The organism is Pseudomonadota bacterium, from assembly GCA_027620075.1.
Taxonomy (GTDB): Bacteria; Pseudomonadota; Alphaproteobacteria; order Rickettsiales; family UBA6187; genus 1-14-0-20-39-49.
The window spans coordinates 351,154-371,656 of sequence record JAQCEY010000002.1; the positions used below are offsets into that span (position 1 = coordinate 351,154).

A 20,503-nucleotide genomic window follows, 5' to 3' on the forward strand; every position below is an offset into this window, starting at 1 on the left:
TTAACCGTTTAATGTTACACTTGAGCATAACTTTATTCAAATGCTTAAGAGGATAATATTGGCATTTACCGAACAACAAAGGAACGACTTTTTAAATTTTTTAAGTTCAATCGACAAAACAGTCGGCTCCAAGCTTCCTGCCAAAGAAGCAGGCGATTTTTTATACTTAATCGTAGATTACTCGGTTACTGACGAGGAGTTTGAATTAAGAATAGCCAAAATCTTTTTTAAAATTCCGGAAATGCTTAATGAACTTAGAAGTTCAATAAAGAATCTATCCGCCGTAAGGCAGGCAATGCTTGATGAAGAAAGTGCCAATGCGGAAGAATCCAGAGAAATTGCACTGGAGTTCTTTACACAAAGAGTCGATGAATATTATGAATTGGCTTTTTACGAAGAATTAGAAGCAGAACACGAACTCAACGCCATCGAGAAAAAACGCCGCAATGACCGCAAGGCTGAAAAACGTCAATTTGAAAAAGAATTACAAAGACTAAAAGCCGAACAACAGATAATTTTCGAGATTGAAAAAGAAGAGCGTCAAAAACGCAAAGAACAAAAGCAAAATGTCGAGAAACAAATTCAGGACGAACGCCAAAAAGAATACGATGACGGCGTAAAAGAGCGCAAGGAACGCCAAGAAAAAATAGAAAAAGAAATAGCCTCTTTGCAAACAAAACTACAGGCACAATATGAAATTGAATCCGAAGAACGCAGAAAAGTCAGAGAAGAAAAACAAGCCGAGCAGATAGAAAGAAGTAAGGCACAACAGGAAGTACAGGAACAACAAGCTCAAAAAAGACAAGAAGAAAAAGAACAGGAGCAAATGTTCATGAGAGCAAGACAAGCAGAACTTCAGGCCGAACAGGAACGACAGATTGCAATCCGGCTTGATAAAAAGCATAAAGAAGAGCAAGAGCGTATAAAAGTAGTAAGATCAATACAGGAATCACAACAAAAAGAACGCAATAACCGTAAAAAGCAATTACTTACTACAAACCCCAAGTTAAACTTAAAAAAAGACGGCTAATAAAGCTAAAACGGTATCACGAAAGAAAAAGTGGCTCCTTTATCAGGATAATTATTTTTAACCCATATTTTGCCACCATGTGCCTTTACCATATTTTTACATATTGAAAGCCCTAGCCCCGTACCGCCGCTTTGATCGTTAGTAGCGGAAGATTGTTTAAAAGGAGCAAATATCTCATGAAGTTCTTCTTCGGGAATACCGCACCCCTGATCTGCAACGTTAACCTGTAATGCATCAAGGCTACCACCGTTTCTTTTAGCTATTTCAGCCCTTTCAAAACTTATAGATATTTTTGATTTTTCAGGACTGAATTTTATAGCATTACCGATTAAATTTGTAAAAACCTGCGAAAGTTTTTGTCTGTCCACTCTGGCACAACATTCAAAATCAGGTTTTTCTACTTTTACAGTGAGATTACTATCTTTAATTACACCGCTCAATTCTTCTACGACGCTATTAGCAATTTCTACAATATCATTTTGCTCTTTTGCCAAAGATACCTTGCCCGATTCGGTTGCGGCTATATCTAAAATACCGTTCACCAGATATTTTAGTCTTTCCGTACTTTGTACTATCCTTTCAAAATACTTGTATAACTCGTCCCTTGAAACAGATTCGTCCTTAGCATCATTTATACCGAATTTAGCAAATGACAATATCCCGTGTACGGGAGTCCTGAATTCATGGCTCATATTGCGTATCCATTCACTTTTATGCTTATCGGCTTTTTCAGCTTTCATTAAGGCACGCTCAGTAACCTTAAGTGAGTTAGACAACTCCTCCGTTCTAGCGTCCACTAACTGCTCAAGATCTTTATTGTAGTCCCTCACCTTCATCACCATGCGGTTAAATACACCTGCCAAATTACCTATTTCATCATTATATATAACCTTTGCAGTGATATTATAGTTTTTCTCATTTGCTATCCGGCTGGCAGCTACGACAAGTTCGGCTATCGGTCTTGCTATAAACCTGTTTGATTTTAACGATATAAAATAAACCAAAATAAAAATAACTACACAAATCCCTAATGCACCGATAACCGCATAATACAAATGCTCCCTTACCTCTCTTAGGTCGGCAACAATATATATGCTACCTAAAACATTTTCAGAAATAGAAATTATCTGCCTGTTCACATACAGATATTTTGATTCTATATCTTTACTGACATCAGGTGTTTCGGGACATTGCAGATTCGTAAAGTTTGTATATTTTGCAATTACGGATAATTTATTATCATAGACACAAGCTAAAACTACCTCGTCTTTATTAGCCAGATCCGAAAGGTTTTTTTCCACTTGCTCGCTATCACCGAAAAACTCAAGTGCGGGAGCCGTTCTTTTTGCTATTATATCCGCCAGTAAGTTTATCTCCTCTACTACGCTATTCTTTACATTGTGGGTGTCATACACAATAAATAACGCACAGATAAGCGTTAGGGTAACCATAGTAATGAACATGGTAACCATCATTAATTTATTTTTCAAAGATGCTTCTGTAAACAGGCTGGTTATTTTTTTCATATATTAACAATTTAGTGATTACTTCCAAAAATTCCTAATTTTAAATTTTTGCAATTATATTTGGTATTCGTTAACACTTTATTAAGAAATATCACTTAATATCTTCGAATCAACAACAAAATGATGATTTTTACTCATGAAAATAAAACTATTAGTTGCTAGTACATTCTATATAACTTGTTTTAATTGGGCAAATGCAAATAATCTGTCGCCGTTGGAAGAGTTGCTTAATACGAAAGTAACCACCGTTTCCAAGGTGGAAGAAAGGGCATTTGATGCAGCGGCAGCAATACATGTAATAACTAAAGAAGATATAAAAAGGTCGGGTTTAACCTCAATACCCGAGATACTACGTCTAGCACCCGGCGTTCAGGTGGCACAAGCAGGTTCGGGACAATGGGCAATATCGGTAAGGGGGTTTAACGGACAATTCTCAAACAAGCTACTTGTACTAATAGACGGCAGAAGTGTTTATACACCTTTATTTTCAGGTGTTTACTGGGACGTGCAGGACACATTAATAGAGGACATCAAACAAATTGAAATAATCAGGGGGCCGGGGGCAACACTTTGGGGAGCCAATGCGGTAAACGGTGTAATTAATATAATTACGGAAGAAGCCGTAAATACTCAAAAAGGCTACGTTAACCTGATTACAGGCAATAACGAACAAATCGCATCGACAAGATATGGCGGAGAATTAAGTAGCAATACGAAATACAGAGTTTACGGTAAGTTTTCAAGACACAATGAAACAGAGACTTTAAGCGGAGCCGATTCCAACGATGAGTGGAATATGTGGCGTACGGGATTCCGTATAGACGGCAACAAGTCAACTAACGACTTATACACCATTCAAGGCGATGCGTATTCGGGAAATGAAAATCATAATCTGGTTTTACCGACGCTAACCTCTCCTTTTTCAACTACCGTACCCGATGATGAAGAGGTAAAAGGCGGCAACGTACTTGCAAGATGGAACAGGATATTTTCAAACGGTTCAAACACAACTATACAATCATATATAGATTATATAGACAGAAATGTTCATTATTTTAATCAGCAGAGATTAACTTATGACCTTGATATCCAGTATAATTTAAAGAAGCTTGGTGGGCATCAAATCACTGTAGGGGCAGGATACAGGCTTGTATCTGATGATATTGACGGAACGGCTTTCCTTAATTACACCCCTACTCAAAGAAACGATGACCTTTATAGCTACTTCATTCAGGACAAGATAACTTTAATAGACGAAAAACTGGCACTAACCGTAGGCTCTAAGTTTGAACATAATAATTACACAGGCTTTGAGCATCAACCGAGTGCAAGGATATCTTACACTCCTAATTTAAACCATACTTTATGGGCGTCGGTATCAAGAGCCGTCAGAGTTGCAAATAGAAATATGGAAGATGTTAATTTTCGTGCGGCAGGCTCCGGTTCAGGCTTTGTAACTTTTGTCGGCAACAAGCAGGCAGACTCAGAAGAACTTGTAGCATATGAAACCGGATACAGGGCTAAACTTCATAAGAATTTTTCATTTGATATTGTGGGCTTTTATAATTCATACGATAATTTAGCATCAAATGAATTTTTGAATGCTCTTACGGTTCAGGCAGGCAATAACAACAGCGGCAAGACTATCGGTTACGAAGTATCCGCAAAGTGGAGTGCTACTAAAAACATCATATTGGCAGCAAATTACACTAACATAAATATGGATATTGATTCGGCATCGGCAAGTCAGGTAACTTCTGCTTTAAATACACCTAAACATCAGGTCGGTATTTCTTCACACATAAACTTGCCAAAGAACATACAATTTAACAATCATTTATATTACAACCATAAGATACAGAATGGGGCAATTCCTTCATACTACAGATGGGACAGTAACATAAAATGGAAATTAAAAGAAAATTTTGAAATAACCCTAGCAGGTCAAAATTTAACAGATTCAAAGCATCAGGAGTTCACCGCATTTACATATAGTAATCAGGCTAATATCGGTAGAAATGTTTATGTAAAATTAAACTACCACTTTTAAAAGAGGTAAAAAATGGAGAAAAAAGTAAAATATTCTTTTTTTCATAAAAACAACAAACACGAATTAGTGCAGGATTACTTTCAATTAAGAACAGAAGTATTTCGAGAATATTGGGAGCTTGATAATTTTTCAGGTGAAGAAGATGAATTCGATAATGACGCACATATTCTGGTAATACATAAAAATAATGTATGTGTCGGAGGAGCAAGACTAGTTCTTCACTTACCCGGTAGTAGCAATTTACTCCCGATAGAGACCGATTCTTTTAAAATGGTTAGATTGTTTCCCGATTTTAATTTGGAAACAAACATATACTCGGAGCTATCCAGAGTTGTGTTGTCAAAAGAATACCGAACAGGAGAGTATTCGGCTTTTTTATACCACATGATCGGAGAAAAAGCACGCTCTTTAAATGTAAAGTATGTATTTGCCTGCGCCCCTTTATGTCAGGCTAGAATGTCCAAAATTGCATGTAGAAAAGTAGGAATCAATCTGGAAATAAAATCCGAAATAGATGTTCCCGAACTTCCTACATACGAAGGAAATAAAATGTATTTGTCCATTACTGACTTGACAAATACTCACTCAACCAAATATCAGGAACATTTACAAATAAAAGATACGGTATGATAAAGTTCTTATTCTCAAAATGTCCGGTACTTTTTGTATCGGGCATGGTCTTATTATGGAGTGCGTCCTCATATGCTCAGACCGATGAGAGTAGGGTTAAGGCATTGTGGGTGCATACCCTGATATCATACATAAAGTGGGATAGTGAGCATGAAAAACAAGATAAAACTATATGTACCAGAGGTCTGGACAGGACTTATCACTTCCTAAAAGAGATTCAGGAAGAAAAAAAAACTTCATATAATTTTATAGAAACCGGTAGTAACTCCGATCTGAATCAATGTAATTTGCTTTATATAGCAGCGTCCGAGAGGAACAACTTATCAAGCATATTAAACAATGTCGAATCAAAGAACATAGTTACCGTAAGTGACATAAAAGGTTTCGCCGAAGATGGCGGAATAATCGAACTTTCCCATAAAGACGGTACGGTAAAAATAAAAGTAAACGTTAAAGCAGCAAAAAAAGCAAAAGTAATAATAAATAGCGACCTGCTTGCAGTTTCTACTATTATCGACAAATAACTGTTCGTTCGTATTTCTAATTGTATTTAAATACAACTCTATATAATATGCCTTTATAAAAAATATAGTGATGATTGTGCAGAAATATATTGAACGAATAAGGAGGCTAGAAGGCAAGAGGCGATATTTTTTTTCGTTCATATTCGGTTGCCTTAGCGGTTTGTCTTTGCCTCCTGTTTATATGATTCCTGCTGCGATAGTCGGTTTTACAGCCCATTTGCATCAAATTGAATCTTGTACAAATAAAAAACAATCATTTTGGCTTGGCTGGTTCTACGGTCTGGGCTTTTTTGTAGTCGGTCTGTATTGGATATCGTTTGCACTTCTTGTGGATATAGAACAATTCGGCTGGATGATTCCTTTTGCAATGTTCGGCATACCTGCCGTTCTGGCTATATATACCGCCATAGTTTCCTTAATAACATACAAACTAAAATATACGGGCTATCAAAGGGTGATTTTATTTGCCGTAATATGGACGGCATTTGAAATGTTACGAGGAATAGCTTTCACCGGATTTCCATGGAATTTAATCGGTTATATCTGGACGGTGTCCGACTCCATGCTTCAAATAACCGGTATCACAGGTATATTCGGCTTGAGCTTTATTACCGTTTTGGCATTTTGTATGCCCTACTGTATTAATCGAAGCGGCAAAAAACCTGTAATAATAGCCTTTAGCGTTTTATTGCTTACATTCGCCTTCGGTCAATTAAGGCTGTGGAATGCTGAAAATACATTTTATCATCAGAAAATAAGGATAGTTCAGGGCAATATCGAACAGCAAAATAAATGGGACGAGGACTATAGGAGTAGTATAATAAATAAATATCTGAAAATGACCGTTTCAAAACCTTTTTATGCGGTAAAGTACGTATTATGGCCTGAATCTGCAATTCCTTATTATCTGGAAGCAGATTCATTTCTTACCGATGCTATAGGCAACGTAACTCCTTCAGGTGGATTCTTAATTACAGGCTCAATACGTTCGGAACGCTCCGAGCTTGGTTTTACAGGAAATATATATAACTCAATTCACACAATTGACCATAACGGAACTATAATATCGGTTTATGATAAACATCACCTTGTACCGTTTGGCGAATATGTGCCGTTGCGTTCCGTTCTTCCTATCGAAAAAATAACTCCCGGTCAAAAAGACTTCACCGAAGGAAACGGAGTAAAGACCATGCCTGTTCCGGGCATGCCTTCATTCAGCCCTCTTGTTTGTTATGAGGCTATATTCCCCAATGCCGTAATTGATAAAAATAACCCGCCCGACATGATGATAAACGTTACTAACGATGCATGGTACGGCAACAGCTCCGGTCCATATCAACACTTTAACACGGTACGGGTAAGGTCAGTTGAACACGGCATACCTTTAATAAGGGCTGCAAATAACGGAATATCGGGAGTTATAGACCCTTACGGCAGAGTCTTAGAAAAAACTAAATATGGTGAAGATGCCGTTTTAGACGCTAAAATACCCCACGCCTTAAAATCCCCTACCCTTTACACTAAATTCGGGAATTATATTATTATGCTAATTATGTTAGCTATGTGCGGATTTGTATATTTTAGAAAAAATTTGGGCATTGCTAACTAATAGAAACTTGTAAAATTCATTTACGTCATACCCTGTGTTTTCTTTAGAAAACTATAGGGCGATCTTATGAGATTACCCTATAATTGCCTTTGGCAATTCGGGTAATGACGTTTCTCTTTTAGGATAGGAATTGAACAAGTTACTATAGGTTAGCAATGCCTAAATTTATAGTATTTACTTTATCTGCAATACATAAATAAGCGAAAATAACTTCCTTAACGTTTCAAAATCCACAGATATCCTTTCGTCCAAAAGCTCCTCAAGGATTTCCGAACCTTCATTATGCACCCCTCTCCTGCCCATATCTATAGCTTCCGTCCTTCTTGGATCGGCAGTTTTTACGGCATCATAATAGCTTTCACAGATAATGTGATAGTCCTTGATAACCGATCGAAGCGGAGAAAGGGAAAAAGACAGGTTCTCAAGTTTGTTATCACCGTTACTGATATTCATTACAAACTTGTTGCTGACTATTTCAACGCACAAATTATAAGGACCCGAATGTCCTTTCAACTCGAACTCGTTTTCTTCAAGTATATCTGTAATAGCTCTTTGGCGAAGATGGCTGTTTTTTTCACTGCGGATTATAGACTTTGAATCTATTGAGATTTTTTCAATCCTGTTATCAGTCATGCCTTGCCCTTATTGACAGAGCGTGGGCTGTCAATCCCTCTTCATCAGCAAGGCAGGCAGTACGCTTTGCAAGCTTGAAGAACGCTTCCTTGTCGCACCCGATAAGAGAAATTCTTTTCAAAAAGTCATAAACCGACAAGCCCGATGAAAATCTTGCAGTTCCCGCCGTAGGCAGAACATGGCTGGGACCTGCCATATAATCCCCTATCGCCTCAGGTGTAAAACGCCCTATAAATATCGCACCTGCATTTTTGATATCTTTTACGATAGAATTTGCGAATTTATCATCTAAGGCTAGCTCAAGATGCTCAGGTGCTATCCAATCTATCAGGTCAACCACTTCTTTTTCAAGGTCTTCAACTATTATGACCGCACCATTTTCCGACCAGCTTGCACCTGCTATTTCCGCACGTTCCAGCTCTACGCATATCTTATCTACCGACTTCATCACTTCAAAAGCGAACTGTTCATCGTCAGTTATTAAGATACTTCTTGCGTTTTCATCATGTTCTGCCTGTGATAACAGGTCACTTGCTATCCATTCGGGGCTGTTCTTGTTGTCGGCAACTACCAGTATTTCTGAAGGCCCTGCTATCATATCAATACCCACATAGCCTGAAAAATAGCGTTTAGCGGCAGCGACATAAGCATTTCCCGGACCTACTATCATATCCACCCTCGGAACGCTCTTTGTACCCGTTGCCATTGCAGCGATTGCCTGAGCTCCGCCGATTTTGTATATCTGATGAATACCGGCTATTTTTGCGGCTGCCAAAACTGACGGGCTTAACTTTCCGTGAGGTGCAGGAACGACCATTACAATATTTTCAACGCCTGCAACTTTTGCAGGAATTGCGTTCATTAAAACTGAACTTGGATAACTGGCTAGCCCTCCGGGAACATAGATACCGACATTTTTTATAGGCTTCCATATATTACCGAGCCTGACCCCTATATCATCTTTATAGTCAATATCTTTGGGCATCTGCTTTTTATGATAGGATTCTATCCTGTCCGCTGCGGTTTCCAGAGCATCTATTACATTACTTGAAACGGCATTATATGCTAACTGTATCTCTGTTTCGGTAACTTTTAACTCCTCGACCGAATCAGCTTTGACATTATCAAACATGTTTGTATATTTAAGTACGGCATCATCACCTTCTGCCATTACTTCATCACATATCTTTTTAGCCGAATTAACAACTTCAGGACGCATTTCAGCCTTACTTGAAAATGCCATTAACTCATCAAGGAATTTTATAAAATTCTCATCTGTACTTTTAGCTATCTTAACCATTTATAGCTCCTTTAAAACCGTCAACTATTTCATTTATCTCACTGCCCAGAGTTTTCAACGCCGTGCGGTTTACTATCAGACGGGAGGAAATATCCGCTATTTTTTCAACTTCCTCTAAACCGTTAGACTTGAGTGTAGCACCGGTTGAAACAAGGTCAACTATCCTGCGGCATAATCCCAATTTAGGGGCAAGTTCCATTGCGCCGTTTAATTTTACACATTCGGTCTGAACGCCTTTTTCAGCGAAAAATTCTTTAGTGGTTCTGGGATATTTAGTAGCAACACGGATATGGCTCCATCTGGAAGGGTCTTCTTCTTTTACCAGACCTTTTGTAGCTGCAACCGACATGCGACACTTCCCTATACCCAAATCCAGTAATGAATACACCTCATTATTATCAAATTCGGTTATAACGTCACTTCCGGCAACACCGATAGCCGCCGCTCCAAATGCAACGAACGTTACAACATCAAAGCTCCTTACCCTGATAATATCAAAGTTACTTTTATTCGTCGTAAATCGCAGCAATCTTGTATTTGAATCGAAAAACTCCTTCTCCGGAACTATTCCAGCTTTATCGAACAAAGGCATCAGCTCTTCTAAAATGCGACCTTTAGGGACTGCAATAATTAATTTATCCGTCATCTTACTTTTATAATATATTTTAAGAGTTTTCGAATATATCAAATAACATTAAAAAATAAAAGTATAATCGGCAATAACTAACGCAGAGTGTTTGATAAACATAGTGCAAAAGTCAAAGAACTACTCTCCCCTTGCCGGAGAGTTAAAAACACAAAGTGTTTTTGTGAGGGGTAAAAACTCGCAAGTGTTTGTTAGACCTACGAAAGGGGATAAAAAGAACTCAAATTTGTGGGTGAAGGATTTTTTCAACATATGCTTTAATTTCAAGCTGCTGTTTTTTGTTGAAACACCCCTCCCTCTTCCTAACCTTGTCCCAAAGGGAGAAGGAACCAATATTTGAACTTTAACCTTTTGCAAATGGTTCTATAATACTCGGCATACGCAGTCTTTGACCTGCTTATCCAAGCTCAATCTTATGATTCTCCGATTAAAACTAAGCGGTGACGCAGCTTTCTTGCTTTTCTTCTTTTAAATCACTTTTCGTATCTTCGTTTTTTTTACTATCCGATTCGGAAGCGGCTATAGCTTTTACCAAAGATAATACTTTTTTCCTGAGTTTTATATCCGCTATAGATTGATAAGCCTTAACAAGAGCCATTAACTCCTTGTTATTGAACTTTTCATGTTCAAACAAAAAATCACCGTCTGCTAAAGAGCTGTTTTTTCTAGAATTACTTTCGTCAAGGTCTTCAAAAAAATAAGAAATGCCCACGCCCAGCAAACATGAAAATTCGTATAAACGGCTGGAGCCGATTCTATTTAAACCTCTTTCATATTTTTGAACCTGTTGAAAAGTTATGCCAACAGAATCACCAATATCTTCCTGACTCATACCAAGAATAGTCCTTCTTGCTCTAAGTCGTTTACCTACATGAATATCTACCGGATGCGGAACCATAATTTTACAAACTTTATATTTAACTCTTCAAAACCCTTAAGAAATTAACAGATACACTAAAAAATTAATTCTTAATAGACTAATTTAACTACCTAACCACACGGTTGAGCAAGGAAATACTCGCTCAACCACACGTCAAAGCTGCACAATTATCGAAAAAAGCAATATTTATCAAAACCTTACATTAATGAAAAAAATATTCCGAATATGCCTACTCCGCAATGGAATATAAGGTTAAAAAATAAAACCTTACAAGACAATGTTAATAGCATCTCATCTAAAACACTTAAAAACATTCATAAAATTGCCGATTAATTAGAAAGCATGTTGTATTTTTCGGTCACTTGCTGTATAAGGCTGTTCTTGAAATTATCTTATGGAATTTTTATGACTCAGATTCGCAATATTGCAATCATTGCACACGTTGACCACGGCAAAACCACACTTATTGACAACCTTTTGAAGCAAAGCGGCACTTTTAGAGAAAATGAGAACGTGCAAGAACGTGTTATGGATAGTAACGACCTTGAAAAAGAACGTGGCATAACAATACTTGCAAAATGTACCTCCATTAATTGGAAAGATACACGAATTAATATCATAGACACTCCCGGACACGCCGACTTCGGAGGAGAAGTTGAGCGTGTATTGTCAATGGCGGACGGAGTTATACTTTTAACCGACGCTGCCGAAGGTCCTATGCCTCAGACAAAGTTCGTACTTTCAAAAGCACTTGCACAGGGTTTAAAACCGATAGTTGTTATAAATAAAGTTGATCGCCCGGACGGTCGTCCCGATGAAGTAGTTAATGAGGTTTTCGACCTGTTTGCAGCACTAGATGCCAATGAAGAGCAGCTTGACTTCCCTATATTATATGCCTCAGGTCGTAACGGCTGGTGTACAACTGAATTAAATGATGAACGCAAAGACCTTACACCTATGCTGGAGTTGGTATTAAAGCATGTTAAAGAGCCTGATGTTGATTTGAACGCTCCTTTTTCAATGCTGGTAACACTTCTTGAATCAGACCCTTTCTTGGGACGTATCCTTACAGGGCGTATTGTTAGCGGTAAAGCAAAGATAAACATGCCTGTAAAAGCAATCAATCTGGAAGGTGAAGTTGTTGAGCAGGGCAGACTTACTAAATTACAGTCATTCATAGGGGTACACCGTGTTCCGGTTGATTCTGCCAATGCAGGTGACATTATATCTATAGCGGGAATGGAAGAAGCTTCAGTTGCCGATACAATCGGTGACATTTCCATATCAAAGCCGATTCAATCCACTCCTATCGACCCTCCTACTATGGCGATAACCATCGGAGTGAATGACTCTCCGTTTGCCGGTCAGGAAGGTTCCAAAGTAACTTCCCGTATGATACGTGACCGTTTATTTGCCGAAGCTGAGACAAATGTAGCTATTACCGTTAACGAAACAACCGGCGGTGAGGCTTATGAAGTTGGCGGAAGGGGCGAGTTGCAGCTTGGTGTTTTGATAGAAACAATGAGGCGTGAGGGTTTTGAACTTTCCGTTTCAAGACCAAGGGTGCTATTTAAAGAAGAAAACGGCAAGAAATTAGAGCCTATTGAAGAAGTGGTTGTTGATGTTGATGACGAGTTTTCAGGAACGGTTGTTGAAAAAGTAAGCTTGAGAAAAGGTAAAATGGTTGACATGCGACCGTCAGGCGGCGGCAAGACTCGCATAGTGTTCCACGCACCTTCACGTGGTCTTATCGGTTATCAGGGGGAATTCATGACAGACACCAAAGGTACCGGCGTTATGAACCGACTATACCACTCACATGAGCCGTATAAAGGCGAAATCGAATCACGCCGTAACGGTGCTTTGATATCTACAGGACAGGGAGAGGCGGTTGCATATGCTATATTTAATCTGCAAGAACGTGGTGTAATATTTGTCAAACCTCAGGAAAAAGTTTACGAGGGAATGATAGTGGGTGAGAATAGCCGTGATAACGATCTGGACGTAAATATATTAAAAGGTAAACAGCTTACCAACGTAAGGGCATCAGGAACCGATGAGGCTATAAGGCTGACTCCTCCTAAAAAACATACGTTAGAAGAAATGATATCTTATATCGGTGATGATGAACTGGTTGAAGTAACGCCGAAAAATTTAAGGTTAAGAAAGCGTCTACTCGACCCTAACGCCCGTAAAAAAGCAATGCGTGAGAAAAAGGCAGGTTAATCGGGCAAAAATTACTTGTAATTGACGTAAAATACCTTATTAATATGCCCTCAAAATAAGCACCCGTAGCTCAACTGGATAGAGTACTTGACTACGAATCAAGCGGTTAGAGGTTCGAATCCTCTCGGGTGCACCATTTGCTCTTATTTTAACGTCTACTAAAGTCCGGTTTTCTCTACATATCAACACTTATCCGGTTTAATTGCTTCCAAAGACCTCCGTTAACACGCTGCCATTCGGGCTTTACCGAGCTTTGATTAACGATAATTGTGTTATGGTGGAGCCAGTCGGACTCGAACCGACCACCTCAACGCTGCCAGCGTTGCGCTCTACCGGATGAGCTATGGCCCCATGGGGAAGGGTATTTTATTAATATCTTTTTATTAAAGAAACAAGCAAAACTTTACAAATAAGTGCTTATTTATTTGTATATGAAAGTATATCGGCAAGATTGACTGAATCTGCTATTTTTAATGCGTCCGAGTGAGACAGCTTAAACCCTTCAACTTCCAGAACCGCATCTTTGCCTACGGCAATAACGAGCTTGTTATTCTGCGGACTACGATAGAACTTGGTTATATAACCGTTATACTCCCCTACTCCGCCGCTACCGTCATTTAAAGTAGCAAGTTCATATATCTCGTTGTTAAGATTTGAACCTACAACTATAGATATTTTTATTAACTTATCATCGCTTACAAATTCCTGCGAGGCAACCGCCTGACCTGATATATACCCCTCCTCCTCAGGCTCGATTACCTCGGTTCTCAGTTCCCATCCGACAACTTCTTTAGGCAGAAATTCTTTTAAATCTTCAGACTGCTTTTGCCTTATATAGGCAATTGCCTCATTTAATTTATCAACTGATTTGAACTTATTGTCAGAAATATATTCATTATCGGCTTTTGACAATATATCGGATATATCACTCTTTTTTACCGTTTGTTCGGAGGCAACGGACTCCATTGCCATAGGCGTATAAACAGCCACTTCCTGATTGGTTTTGTTATAGTGTATCACACTTAGTATGCACGCTAATGCTATCATAACAAGAACAAAGAACGAATATGCAACTTTCATAATACCTCCGATTTTTTTATAAAAAGATATACCACCTATCATCCGATGCCAAGACAAAATTATTTATTAGAATAGTACTTACACCCTTTATAGGAGGTAAGCAAATCGACTTCCTCACCGTTTTCATTAATACCGAAATAACATCTATATTCGGGAACGGTCATTTTAGAGCGCATCTTTATGAGCCACCCGCCCTCTTTTTTATCAACAAAAACCTTCCAACCCAAATCTTTGTGAGAATCAGAAACTGACAAAAATATATGGCCTTGAATGTTTTTGTTAGTCAAAGCCAGTTTAATAAACTCCTCTTTATTTTGCACGGGCAAATCAGGAGTCATATATTCTTTAATCTCATCTATATTTTCAAACTCAAAATCAGGCTCCGGTGCGGCAAACAGATGGTAGAGGAAACCTCCGCCCATACCTCGTTCTACCTTTTGTGCGTAAGAATTATTATTTATTATCAATGCAATAATAATTAAAGCTAAGGTAAAAAATTTCCTTTTAACCACTGCTTGCCTCATTTAAATCATAGTTATTCAAATTTGCCCTTCTGTTAGCCGGATAAAAATACGGCTCAACATACGATGCCTTCAAACCGTCAGGGTTGAACACAACATCATAAACAGCTTTTACTGGCTCTTGGATATTATTCCAATTATTATTTAACAAAGCATCATCTACCAATGCTTTATATTCTTCATCGTCGGAATTTTGTTCATCTACCAGTTTAGCCATACGGATAATGCTGTCTTTAACCGTATCCTCATTCACCACACCATGCAGCAGCCAGTTTCTTACAAATGCGGCTTTAATTCTTGCCGTTGCCCTATCTTCCATTAACGGGTCGCCCGATAGCTCCTTCACTCCCGAACAGCCTATTCCCCTTCTTACCCATGGCTCGGCATAGGCAAGTAGACCGTGAACGGCAAAATCAAGATTCTCAATAATTTCACCCCTACTTAGCTCATCAAGATTTGCTGCCGGAAAATCAAACAAATCTTTAATATTAACCTGCTTGATATTTTTTCTGTACCCTTCCTGCATTTGACGTACATTGCCGAATATATGGAACGCCATGGCATGGATTCCTGCCGCCATAGGTGATGGCGACCACCCTGTATCGGTAAGCCCCTTTACCTGCTGTTCCTTGCTTTTTAGCAATCCTTTCATATCTTTTATAGCTGCCCACATTCCCGCCCCTATCTGAGGTACGTTCATTTTCAGGCTGATATTAACGTTATGCAGCTCATATGAGGTCTTGTATAATTTTGAAGGCAACTGCCTGTATGGAGCTATTGCCCCCTGATGCATCATAAGATCAATAAAACTACCCGTATAATCAAGAAAACCCGTATTAGTAAAGAATATTATATCCTTAGCCTCATCTATGCATGCGGCAAGCTGGGCATTAGTACGCATTTCCTCATTCATAATGCCTATTTTATTTGCGTTTTCAGGCAATCCCAACATTTGATTTATACGGTCAAATAATTTTACATTAAGCTCAACTTCCTCCCTGCCGTGCATTTTAGGGGCTACATGGTATCTATAGCCTATTAAACTTGTTATGAAGCAATCCAGTATCTTTTCAGGTATGGTATTACCGTCAACCGTGATAATATTTTTATCGGCTATCATGTGAGAACCTACATCACGAACTAACGCTAATGAACTCCTTTTTAAGGTTTTTTCCCGCTTGGTCTTTACACATAGATATTTTGTGTCTTTATTTATTTTGCGCGTCTTTCCCCTAACCTCGCATTGAAGGTCGCCGTCATGAATGCCTTTTAATATCCTGTAAGCCTCATATTTATTTTCAGGAGTCGAAACCGAAGCATCCTCCAAATCAATTATATAGGTAATCGCCGACTCTACGATAACGTCCTTGATTTTATTCTCGCCTATGAGCAATTCAATTTTCAGACCGTTATTTTCCAGCAGAATCGACGTTATCTGCTCTCCTTCCAAAGTTATGCCTATAAGCTTATCGCTAGTAAAGTTTATAGCCTCATCATCGGATTTTTTTGCAACTAATAAATTATTTGTTTTATCATACACGAAGCTTTCTATATCGCTCCAACCCATATTATTTTCAAATTTTACGATTTTATCAAGGAATCCGTTTGTATAGCCGATAACCTCAGCCTCACGCTCTTTATCTTCTGTTTTTTCATCAATTATATTTGAAGTGTACAGGCTGCTATATAAACTTTGCCATCTGGCGTTAGCAGCATTTAACACCATATTGACCTTATCGGCAGGAACTACAAGCTGTGGTCCTGCCATGGGGTTTAATTCCTCGGCAATTCCAATAGATGAGACATTCTTGTTACCATCTGAATTTTCAATAAATCCTATATCTTCGAGCTTTCTTACAACTTTAGAAGTTGGAATAGAGCCTTGTTGTTCCTTAAAAAATGAGTCTATCTGCTCTTGCAATTCGTCCCTTTTTTTCAAAAGTTCGTTATTTGGGGCTGAAAATTCCCTTGTCAGCTTTGCAAGATATTCAAATATGCTTTCAACTTTCAGTTCTCTTTCCTGACAGATTTCACTGACAAAATCGTATAACTCATTAGATACATTAATGTTTTCAGATATTTTTTTCATTTTAATTCAATTTACCTCATAATTGACCGCAATTAACAATATAAGGTTATAAGGCGTTTAACCTCAAGATTTTTTATTGATTAAATGTTCGTATGGGTTTATATACACGGGTGATTGAAAATAAATTTGCGGGTACTATACTCATGAAAGACTTAGAAAATAATAAGATTTTAGCATCAATTATCGTAGCCGGCTTAATAGCCTTAATATGCGGAAAAATAGCTAACGGTCTATACCACCCTGTAACGGAGCCTGAGAAAAGAGGGTTTCAGGTAGAAGTTGCCGAAGCCGGAAGCGAAGGCGAAGAAACCGCCGAAACCGTAGAAGAAGTAATAGATATCCCCGCTCTTATGGCTGCCGCAAGTGTTGAAGAGGGGCAGAAAGTTTTCAAACAATGTGTTAGCTGCCATACTCCTGAGCAAGGTGGAGCTCATAAACTAGGACCTAATTTAGCAGGTGTCGTTAATGCAAAACAAGCAAGTAAGGAAGGTTATGCATATTCTGACGCTTTAAAAGCCGTCGGTAAAACATGGACATATGATGAGCTGTTCGCATTCCTAAAAAAACCTAGAAAATACGCTAGCGGAACAAAAATGAGCTTTGCAGGAATTAAAAAACCCGAGCAAATAGCTAACGTAATTAAATATATGGAAAGCAATTAAAATACTTAAAATGGTTAAAAAATACAAAAAAGGCGTTATTTCAAATAACAACCTGTCGGAAAACAAAGAATTAAATAAAATTAGTAAGTTAGTAGATTCCCACACTGAAGACGAAAAAGAGCTAAATGAAGCTCTCACAGACGGCTTATTCGGTTCTTACGTTCTGTATAAGAGTGAAAAAAACAATTTTTCGGACTTAGAGACTGTAAAAGCAAGCAATAGGTTTGTTGACTTAGTAGACCGCAAGACTAATGTTGAGAACTTTCGGTAATTATAGTCCTTAAAATTAACTTCCACCTATTAATGCCATCCTCGCCTAAGTGCGAGGATCTTCTTTAAACCTGCGGTACGGAAGTTATTTTAAATCACTATAGAAAATCTGCTTATTTCTAAGATTTTTTATGCCATTTTATTTTATTGTATATATGATAATTTATATCATATAAAAAAACAGATAGTTTCATAAAAAAATGATAAGGTTATCCGCATTACTTATAATATTTCTAATGTTTTTCAACGGCATAGGTTACGCTGAAAGTAAAACTTCACACGGAATATCAATTTTCGGCGATTTGAAATACCCGAAGGATTTTAAACATTTTGACTATATTAACCCCGATGCACCCAAAGGCGGCGAAGTAAAAATAGCCGCCATCGGAACATATGACAGCTTAAATCCGTATGTCATCAAGGGAGTTCCTGCCGAAGGCATTGAAATGATATTCGATACACTTATGAAAAGCTCTGCCGATGAAAGTGCGTCTGAATATGGGTTAATTGCCGAATCGGCGGAAATTTCACAAAACGGTGATTATGTAATATTCAATTTAAGAAAAAATGCCGGATGGCACGATGGAACACCCATTACCGCAGATGATGTCGTTTTCTCATTTGAAACCATAACAACAAAAGGACACCCGCAATATAAATCTTACTATCGGGATTTTGAATCGGCAGAAAAACTCGGTACGCATAAAGTAAAATTCAACATCTCAGACCCAAATAACAGGGAGTTACCGTTGATAATCGGTCAACTTCCTATAATTTCGAAGAAATATTATACTGAAAATGACTTCGAAAAAGGCACGCTTGATTTTCCACTTGGCAGCGGTGCATATAAAATAAAGAGCATAGATGCCGGACGCTCAATTACCTATGAAAGAGTTAAAGACTACTGGGCAAAGGATTTACCTGTAAATGTCGGTCACAACAATTTCGATATAATAAGGATAGATTATTACCGTGACGCAACCGTAGCGGTTGAAGCATTAAAAGCAGGTGAATATGATTTTCGTCGGGAGAACATATCAAAAACATGGTCAAATGCCTATAATATCAGGCAGGTAGAAGACGGGCGTATGATTAAGGAAGAACTACCCGACGGCAAGCCTACAGGTATGCAGAGCTTTATTTTCAATACCAGACGTTCGGACTTTGCCAATATAAAGGTGAGGAAAGCACTGCAATACGCATATGATTTTGAATGGGCAAATAAGCAGCTATTCTATGGTGCATATGCAAGAAATCGTAGTTTTTTCGGCAATTCGGAATTCGAAGCAAAAGGGCTGCCAAGTGACGGTGAGTTGAAATTGCTGGAACCATACAGGGACATATTGCCTAAGGAAGTATTTACAGAAGAATATAACCCTCCTGTTTCAGATGGTGAGCTTGGACATCGCCAAAACCTTCTAAAAGCCCAAAAGCTTCTAGATGATGAAGGCTGGGTATTAAACGACATGAAAAGGATAAACCCGAATACGGGCGAGCCTGTCAATATAGAATTCCTGCTTGTATCACCTTCTTTTGAAAGGGTTGTTGCCCCGTTTATAAGAAGCCTGAAAAAGCTTGGCATTGAAAGTACTATACGCACCGTAGATACCTCCCAATATATAAAGCGTATGGAAGAATTTGATTTTGATATTATGGTTAAGTGGTTCGTGCAAGGGGCGGCTCCGGGTAACGAACAGATAAATTACTGGGACTCTTCGACTGCCGATGTAAAGGGAAGCCAAAATCTTATAGGGATAAAGAACGAAGCCGTTGACGCTATGATAAAGCATATAACATCTGCAAAAACAAAGCCTGAACTAATAAATGCGGCTAAGGCACTTGATAGGATATTGCAATGGAATTACTATGCTATTCCGCAATGGCATTCAAGAACGCATCGTGTTATTTATTGGAACAGGTTCGGGCGACCTAAAATTACTCCGCCATATTCCCTTGGCTTCCCCGATACATGGTGGATAGATAAAGAAAAAGAAGAAAAACTTAATAAGCTGCAAAATAAGGAATCTTAAATGGTAAAAATAGCGACATGGAACGTTAATTCCGTAAAAACAAGGATAGAGCATCTTGTTGAATATTTGAGGAGTGACGAAGCACCTGACATATTATTACTACAGGAGTTAAAATGTATGACCGACAAGTTCCCCTATATGGAAGTGGAGGATTGCGGCTATAATACTGCCGTACATGGTCAGAAAACCTATAACGGAGTAGCCATACTTTCAAAGTTCCCGATTGAAGATGTTGTAAAACAACTACCGGGCGATGAAGATGATGAGCAGGCAAGGTACATAGAAGCGGTTATTTCATTAGAGAACAAGGCAATAAGGGTTGCTTCGGTTTATGTTCCCAACGGTCAGACACCCGACTCGGAAAAATTTCAGTATAAAATGCGATTCTTTGACCGCCTTTATGCCCATGCAAAAGAGCTTTTGAAATATGAAGAAGTGCTGGTTATAGGTGGTGATTATAACGTTGCCCCCTCCCCCATTGATGTTTACGACCCCAAGGCTTTAGATGGAACGACATGCTTCCACATAGATGAACGCAAGAAATTCCGTACACTCGAAGGACTGGGGCTGACTGACGCATATAGGGCGGCAAATGAAAATAAAGAACAATTTAGCTGGTGGGATTACCGTGCAGGTGCATGGCAGCAAAATAAAGGTATGCGTATAGACCATCTTTTATTATCACCTGAAGCTGCCGATATAATGGTTAGTTCCGATGTCTATCTTGAACCACGCACCAAAGATAAACCGTCAGACCATACGCCTGTGTGGTGCAAATTAAAAACAAGTATTTAATG

Annotated in this window: 18 protein-coding genes and 2 tRNA genes; 11 read left to right on the forward strand and 9 right to left on the reverse strand. The window is 38.5% G+C overall.

Annotated features, from left to right (window positions below; genetic code table 11):
- Positions 1–40 precede the first annotated feature (40 nt).
- Complete coding sequence (locus O2942_04730) at positions 41–1,030, forward strand: hypothetical protein (GenBank protein MDA0781556.1); 990 nt, start codon at positions 41–43, stop codon at positions 1,028–1,030.
- Positions 1,031–1,035: 5 nt separating this feature from the next.
- Here the strand turns inward: O2942_04730 and O2942_04735 are convergent, their stop codons facing one another.
- Entirely contained in the window at positions 1,036–2,556 is a 1,521-nt protein-coding gene (locus O2942_04735; protein MDA0781557.1) for an ATP-binding protein, read from the reverse strand.
- A 136-nt stretch (positions 2,557–2,692) separates the two neighbouring features.
- Here O2942_04735 and O2942_04740 point away from each other — a divergent pair, with 136 nt between their 5' ends.
- From O2942_04740 to lnt, 4 genes are all read left to right on the forward strand, one after another.
- Entirely contained in the window at positions 2,693–4,606 is a 1,914-nt protein-coding gene (locus tag O2942_04740; protein ID MDA0781558.1) for a TonB-dependent receptor, read from the forward strand.
- Between the two features lie 12 nt (positions 4,607–4,618).
- Entirely contained in the window at positions 4,619–5,236 is a 618-nt protein-coding gene (locus O2942_04745; GenBank protein ID MDA0781559.1) for a GNAT family N-acetyltransferase, read from the forward strand.
- Entirely contained in the window at positions 5,233–5,760 is a 528-nt protein-coding gene (locus O2942_04750) for a YfiR family protein (protein ID MDA0781560.1), read from the forward strand. The genes O2942_04745 and O2942_04750 overlap by 4 nt, the downstream gene beginning before the upstream one ends.
- A 76-nt stretch (positions 5,761–5,836) precedes the next feature.
- Positions 5,837–7,369, forward strand: a complete 1,533-nt coding sequence (gene lnt, locus O2942_04755; GenBank protein ID MDA0781561.1) for an apolipoprotein N-acyltransferase — start codon at positions 5,837–5,839, stop codon at positions 7,367–7,369.
- A 174-nt stretch (positions 7,370–7,543) separates the two neighbouring features.
- Here the strand turns inward: lnt and O2942_04760 are convergent, their stop codons facing one another.
- The 4 genes from O2942_04760 to O2942_04775 all read right to left on the reverse strand — a co-directional run bounded on the left by O2942_04760 (position 7,544) and on the right by O2942_04775 (position 10,846).
- Entirely contained in the window at positions 7,544–8,002 is a 459-nt protein-coding gene (locus O2942_04760) for a UPF0262 family protein (protein MDA0781562.1), read from the reverse strand.
- On the reverse strand, positions 7,995–9,302 hold the full coding sequence (hisD, locus tag O2942_04765; GenBank protein MDA0781563.1) for a histidinol dehydrogenase: 1,308 nt from the start codon (positions 9,300–9,302) through the stop codon (positions 7,995–7,997). Before hisD ends, O2942_04760 begins: the two co-directional genes overlap by 8 nt.
- Positions 9,295–9,948 (reverse strand): ATP phosphoribosyltransferase, encoded by a 654-nt coding sequence (gene hisG, locus O2942_04770; GenBank protein ID MDA0781564.1) that lies wholly within the window; start codon positions 9,946–9,948, stop codon positions 9,295–9,297. Before hisG ends, hisD begins: the two co-directional genes overlap by 8 nt.
- A 433-nt stretch (positions 9,949–10,381) precedes the next feature.
- The gene (locus tag O2942_04775; GenBank protein ID MDA0781565.1) at positions 10,382–10,846 is read right to left on the reverse strand and encodes a helix-turn-helix transcriptional regulator; all 465 of its coding nucleotides are present in this window, start codon (positions 10,844–10,846) and stop codon (positions 10,382–10,384) included.
- Between the two features lie 387 nt (positions 10,847–11,233).
- Between O2942_04775 and typA the strand changes: the two genes are divergently transcribed.
- Both typA and O2942_04785 read left to right on the forward strand, forming a co-directional pair.
- Positions 11,234–13,054 (forward strand): translational GTPase TypA, encoded by a 1,821-nt coding sequence (gene typA / locus O2942_04780; protein ID MDA0781566.1) that lies wholly within the window; start codon positions 11,234–11,236, stop codon positions 13,052–13,054.
- Between the two features lie 59 nt (positions 13,055–13,113).
- Positions 13,114–13,190: transfer RNA gene (locus O2942_04785), tRNA-Arg, on the forward strand.
- Between the two features lie 139 nt (positions 13,191–13,329).
- Here the strand turns inward: O2942_04785 and O2942_04790 are convergent.
- From O2942_04790 to O2942_04805, 4 genes are all read right to left on the reverse strand, one after another.
- A tRNA-Ala gene (locus O2942_04790) sits at positions 13,330–13,405 on the reverse strand.
- Positions 13,406–13,471: 66 nt separating this feature from the next.
- Positions 13,472–14,134 carry a hypothetical protein gene (locus O2942_04795; GenBank protein ID MDA0781567.1) on the reverse strand — a complete coding sequence of 221 codons (663 nt, stop codon included), beginning with the start codon at positions 14,132–14,134 and terminating at the stop codon, positions 13,472–13,474.
- A 59-nt stretch (positions 14,135–14,193) separates the two neighbouring features.
- Positions 14,194–14,646, reverse strand: coding sequence for a hypothetical protein (locus O2942_04800; GenBank protein ID MDA0781568.1), 453 nt, complete (start codon positions 14,644–14,646; stop codon positions 14,194–14,196).
- Complete coding sequence (locus O2942_04805; protein MDA0781569.1) at positions 14,639–16,744, reverse strand: hypothetical protein; 2,106 nt, start codon at positions 16,742–16,744, stop codon at positions 14,639–14,641. The genes O2942_04800 and O2942_04805 overlap by 8 nt, the downstream gene beginning before the upstream one ends.
- Positions 16,745–16,887: 143 nt before the next feature.
- Between O2942_04805 and O2942_04810 the strand changes: the two genes are divergently transcribed.
- From O2942_04810 to O2942_04825, 4 genes are all read left to right on the forward strand, one after another.
- Positions 16,888–17,406, forward strand: coding sequence for a cytochrome c family protein (locus tag O2942_04810; protein ID MDA0781570.1), 519 nt, complete (start codon positions 16,888–16,890; stop codon positions 17,404–17,406).
- Positions 17,407–17,416: 10 nt separating this feature from the next.
- Entirely contained in the window at positions 17,417–17,677 is a 261-nt protein-coding gene (locus O2942_04815; protein ID MDA0781571.1) for a hypothetical protein, read from the forward strand.
- Positions 17,678–17,912: 235 nt separating this feature from the next.
- Positions 17,913–19,706, forward strand: coding sequence for an extracellular solute-binding protein (locus O2942_04820; protein ID MDA0781572.1), 1,794 nt, complete (start codon positions 17,913–17,915; stop codon positions 19,704–19,706).
- The gene (locus tag O2942_04825) at positions 19,707–20,501 is read left to right on the forward strand and encodes an exodeoxyribonuclease III (protein ID MDA0781573.1); all 795 of its coding nucleotides are present in this window, start codon (positions 19,707–19,709) and stop codon (positions 20,499–20,501) included.
- Positions 20,502–20,503 lie beyond the last annotated feature (2 nt).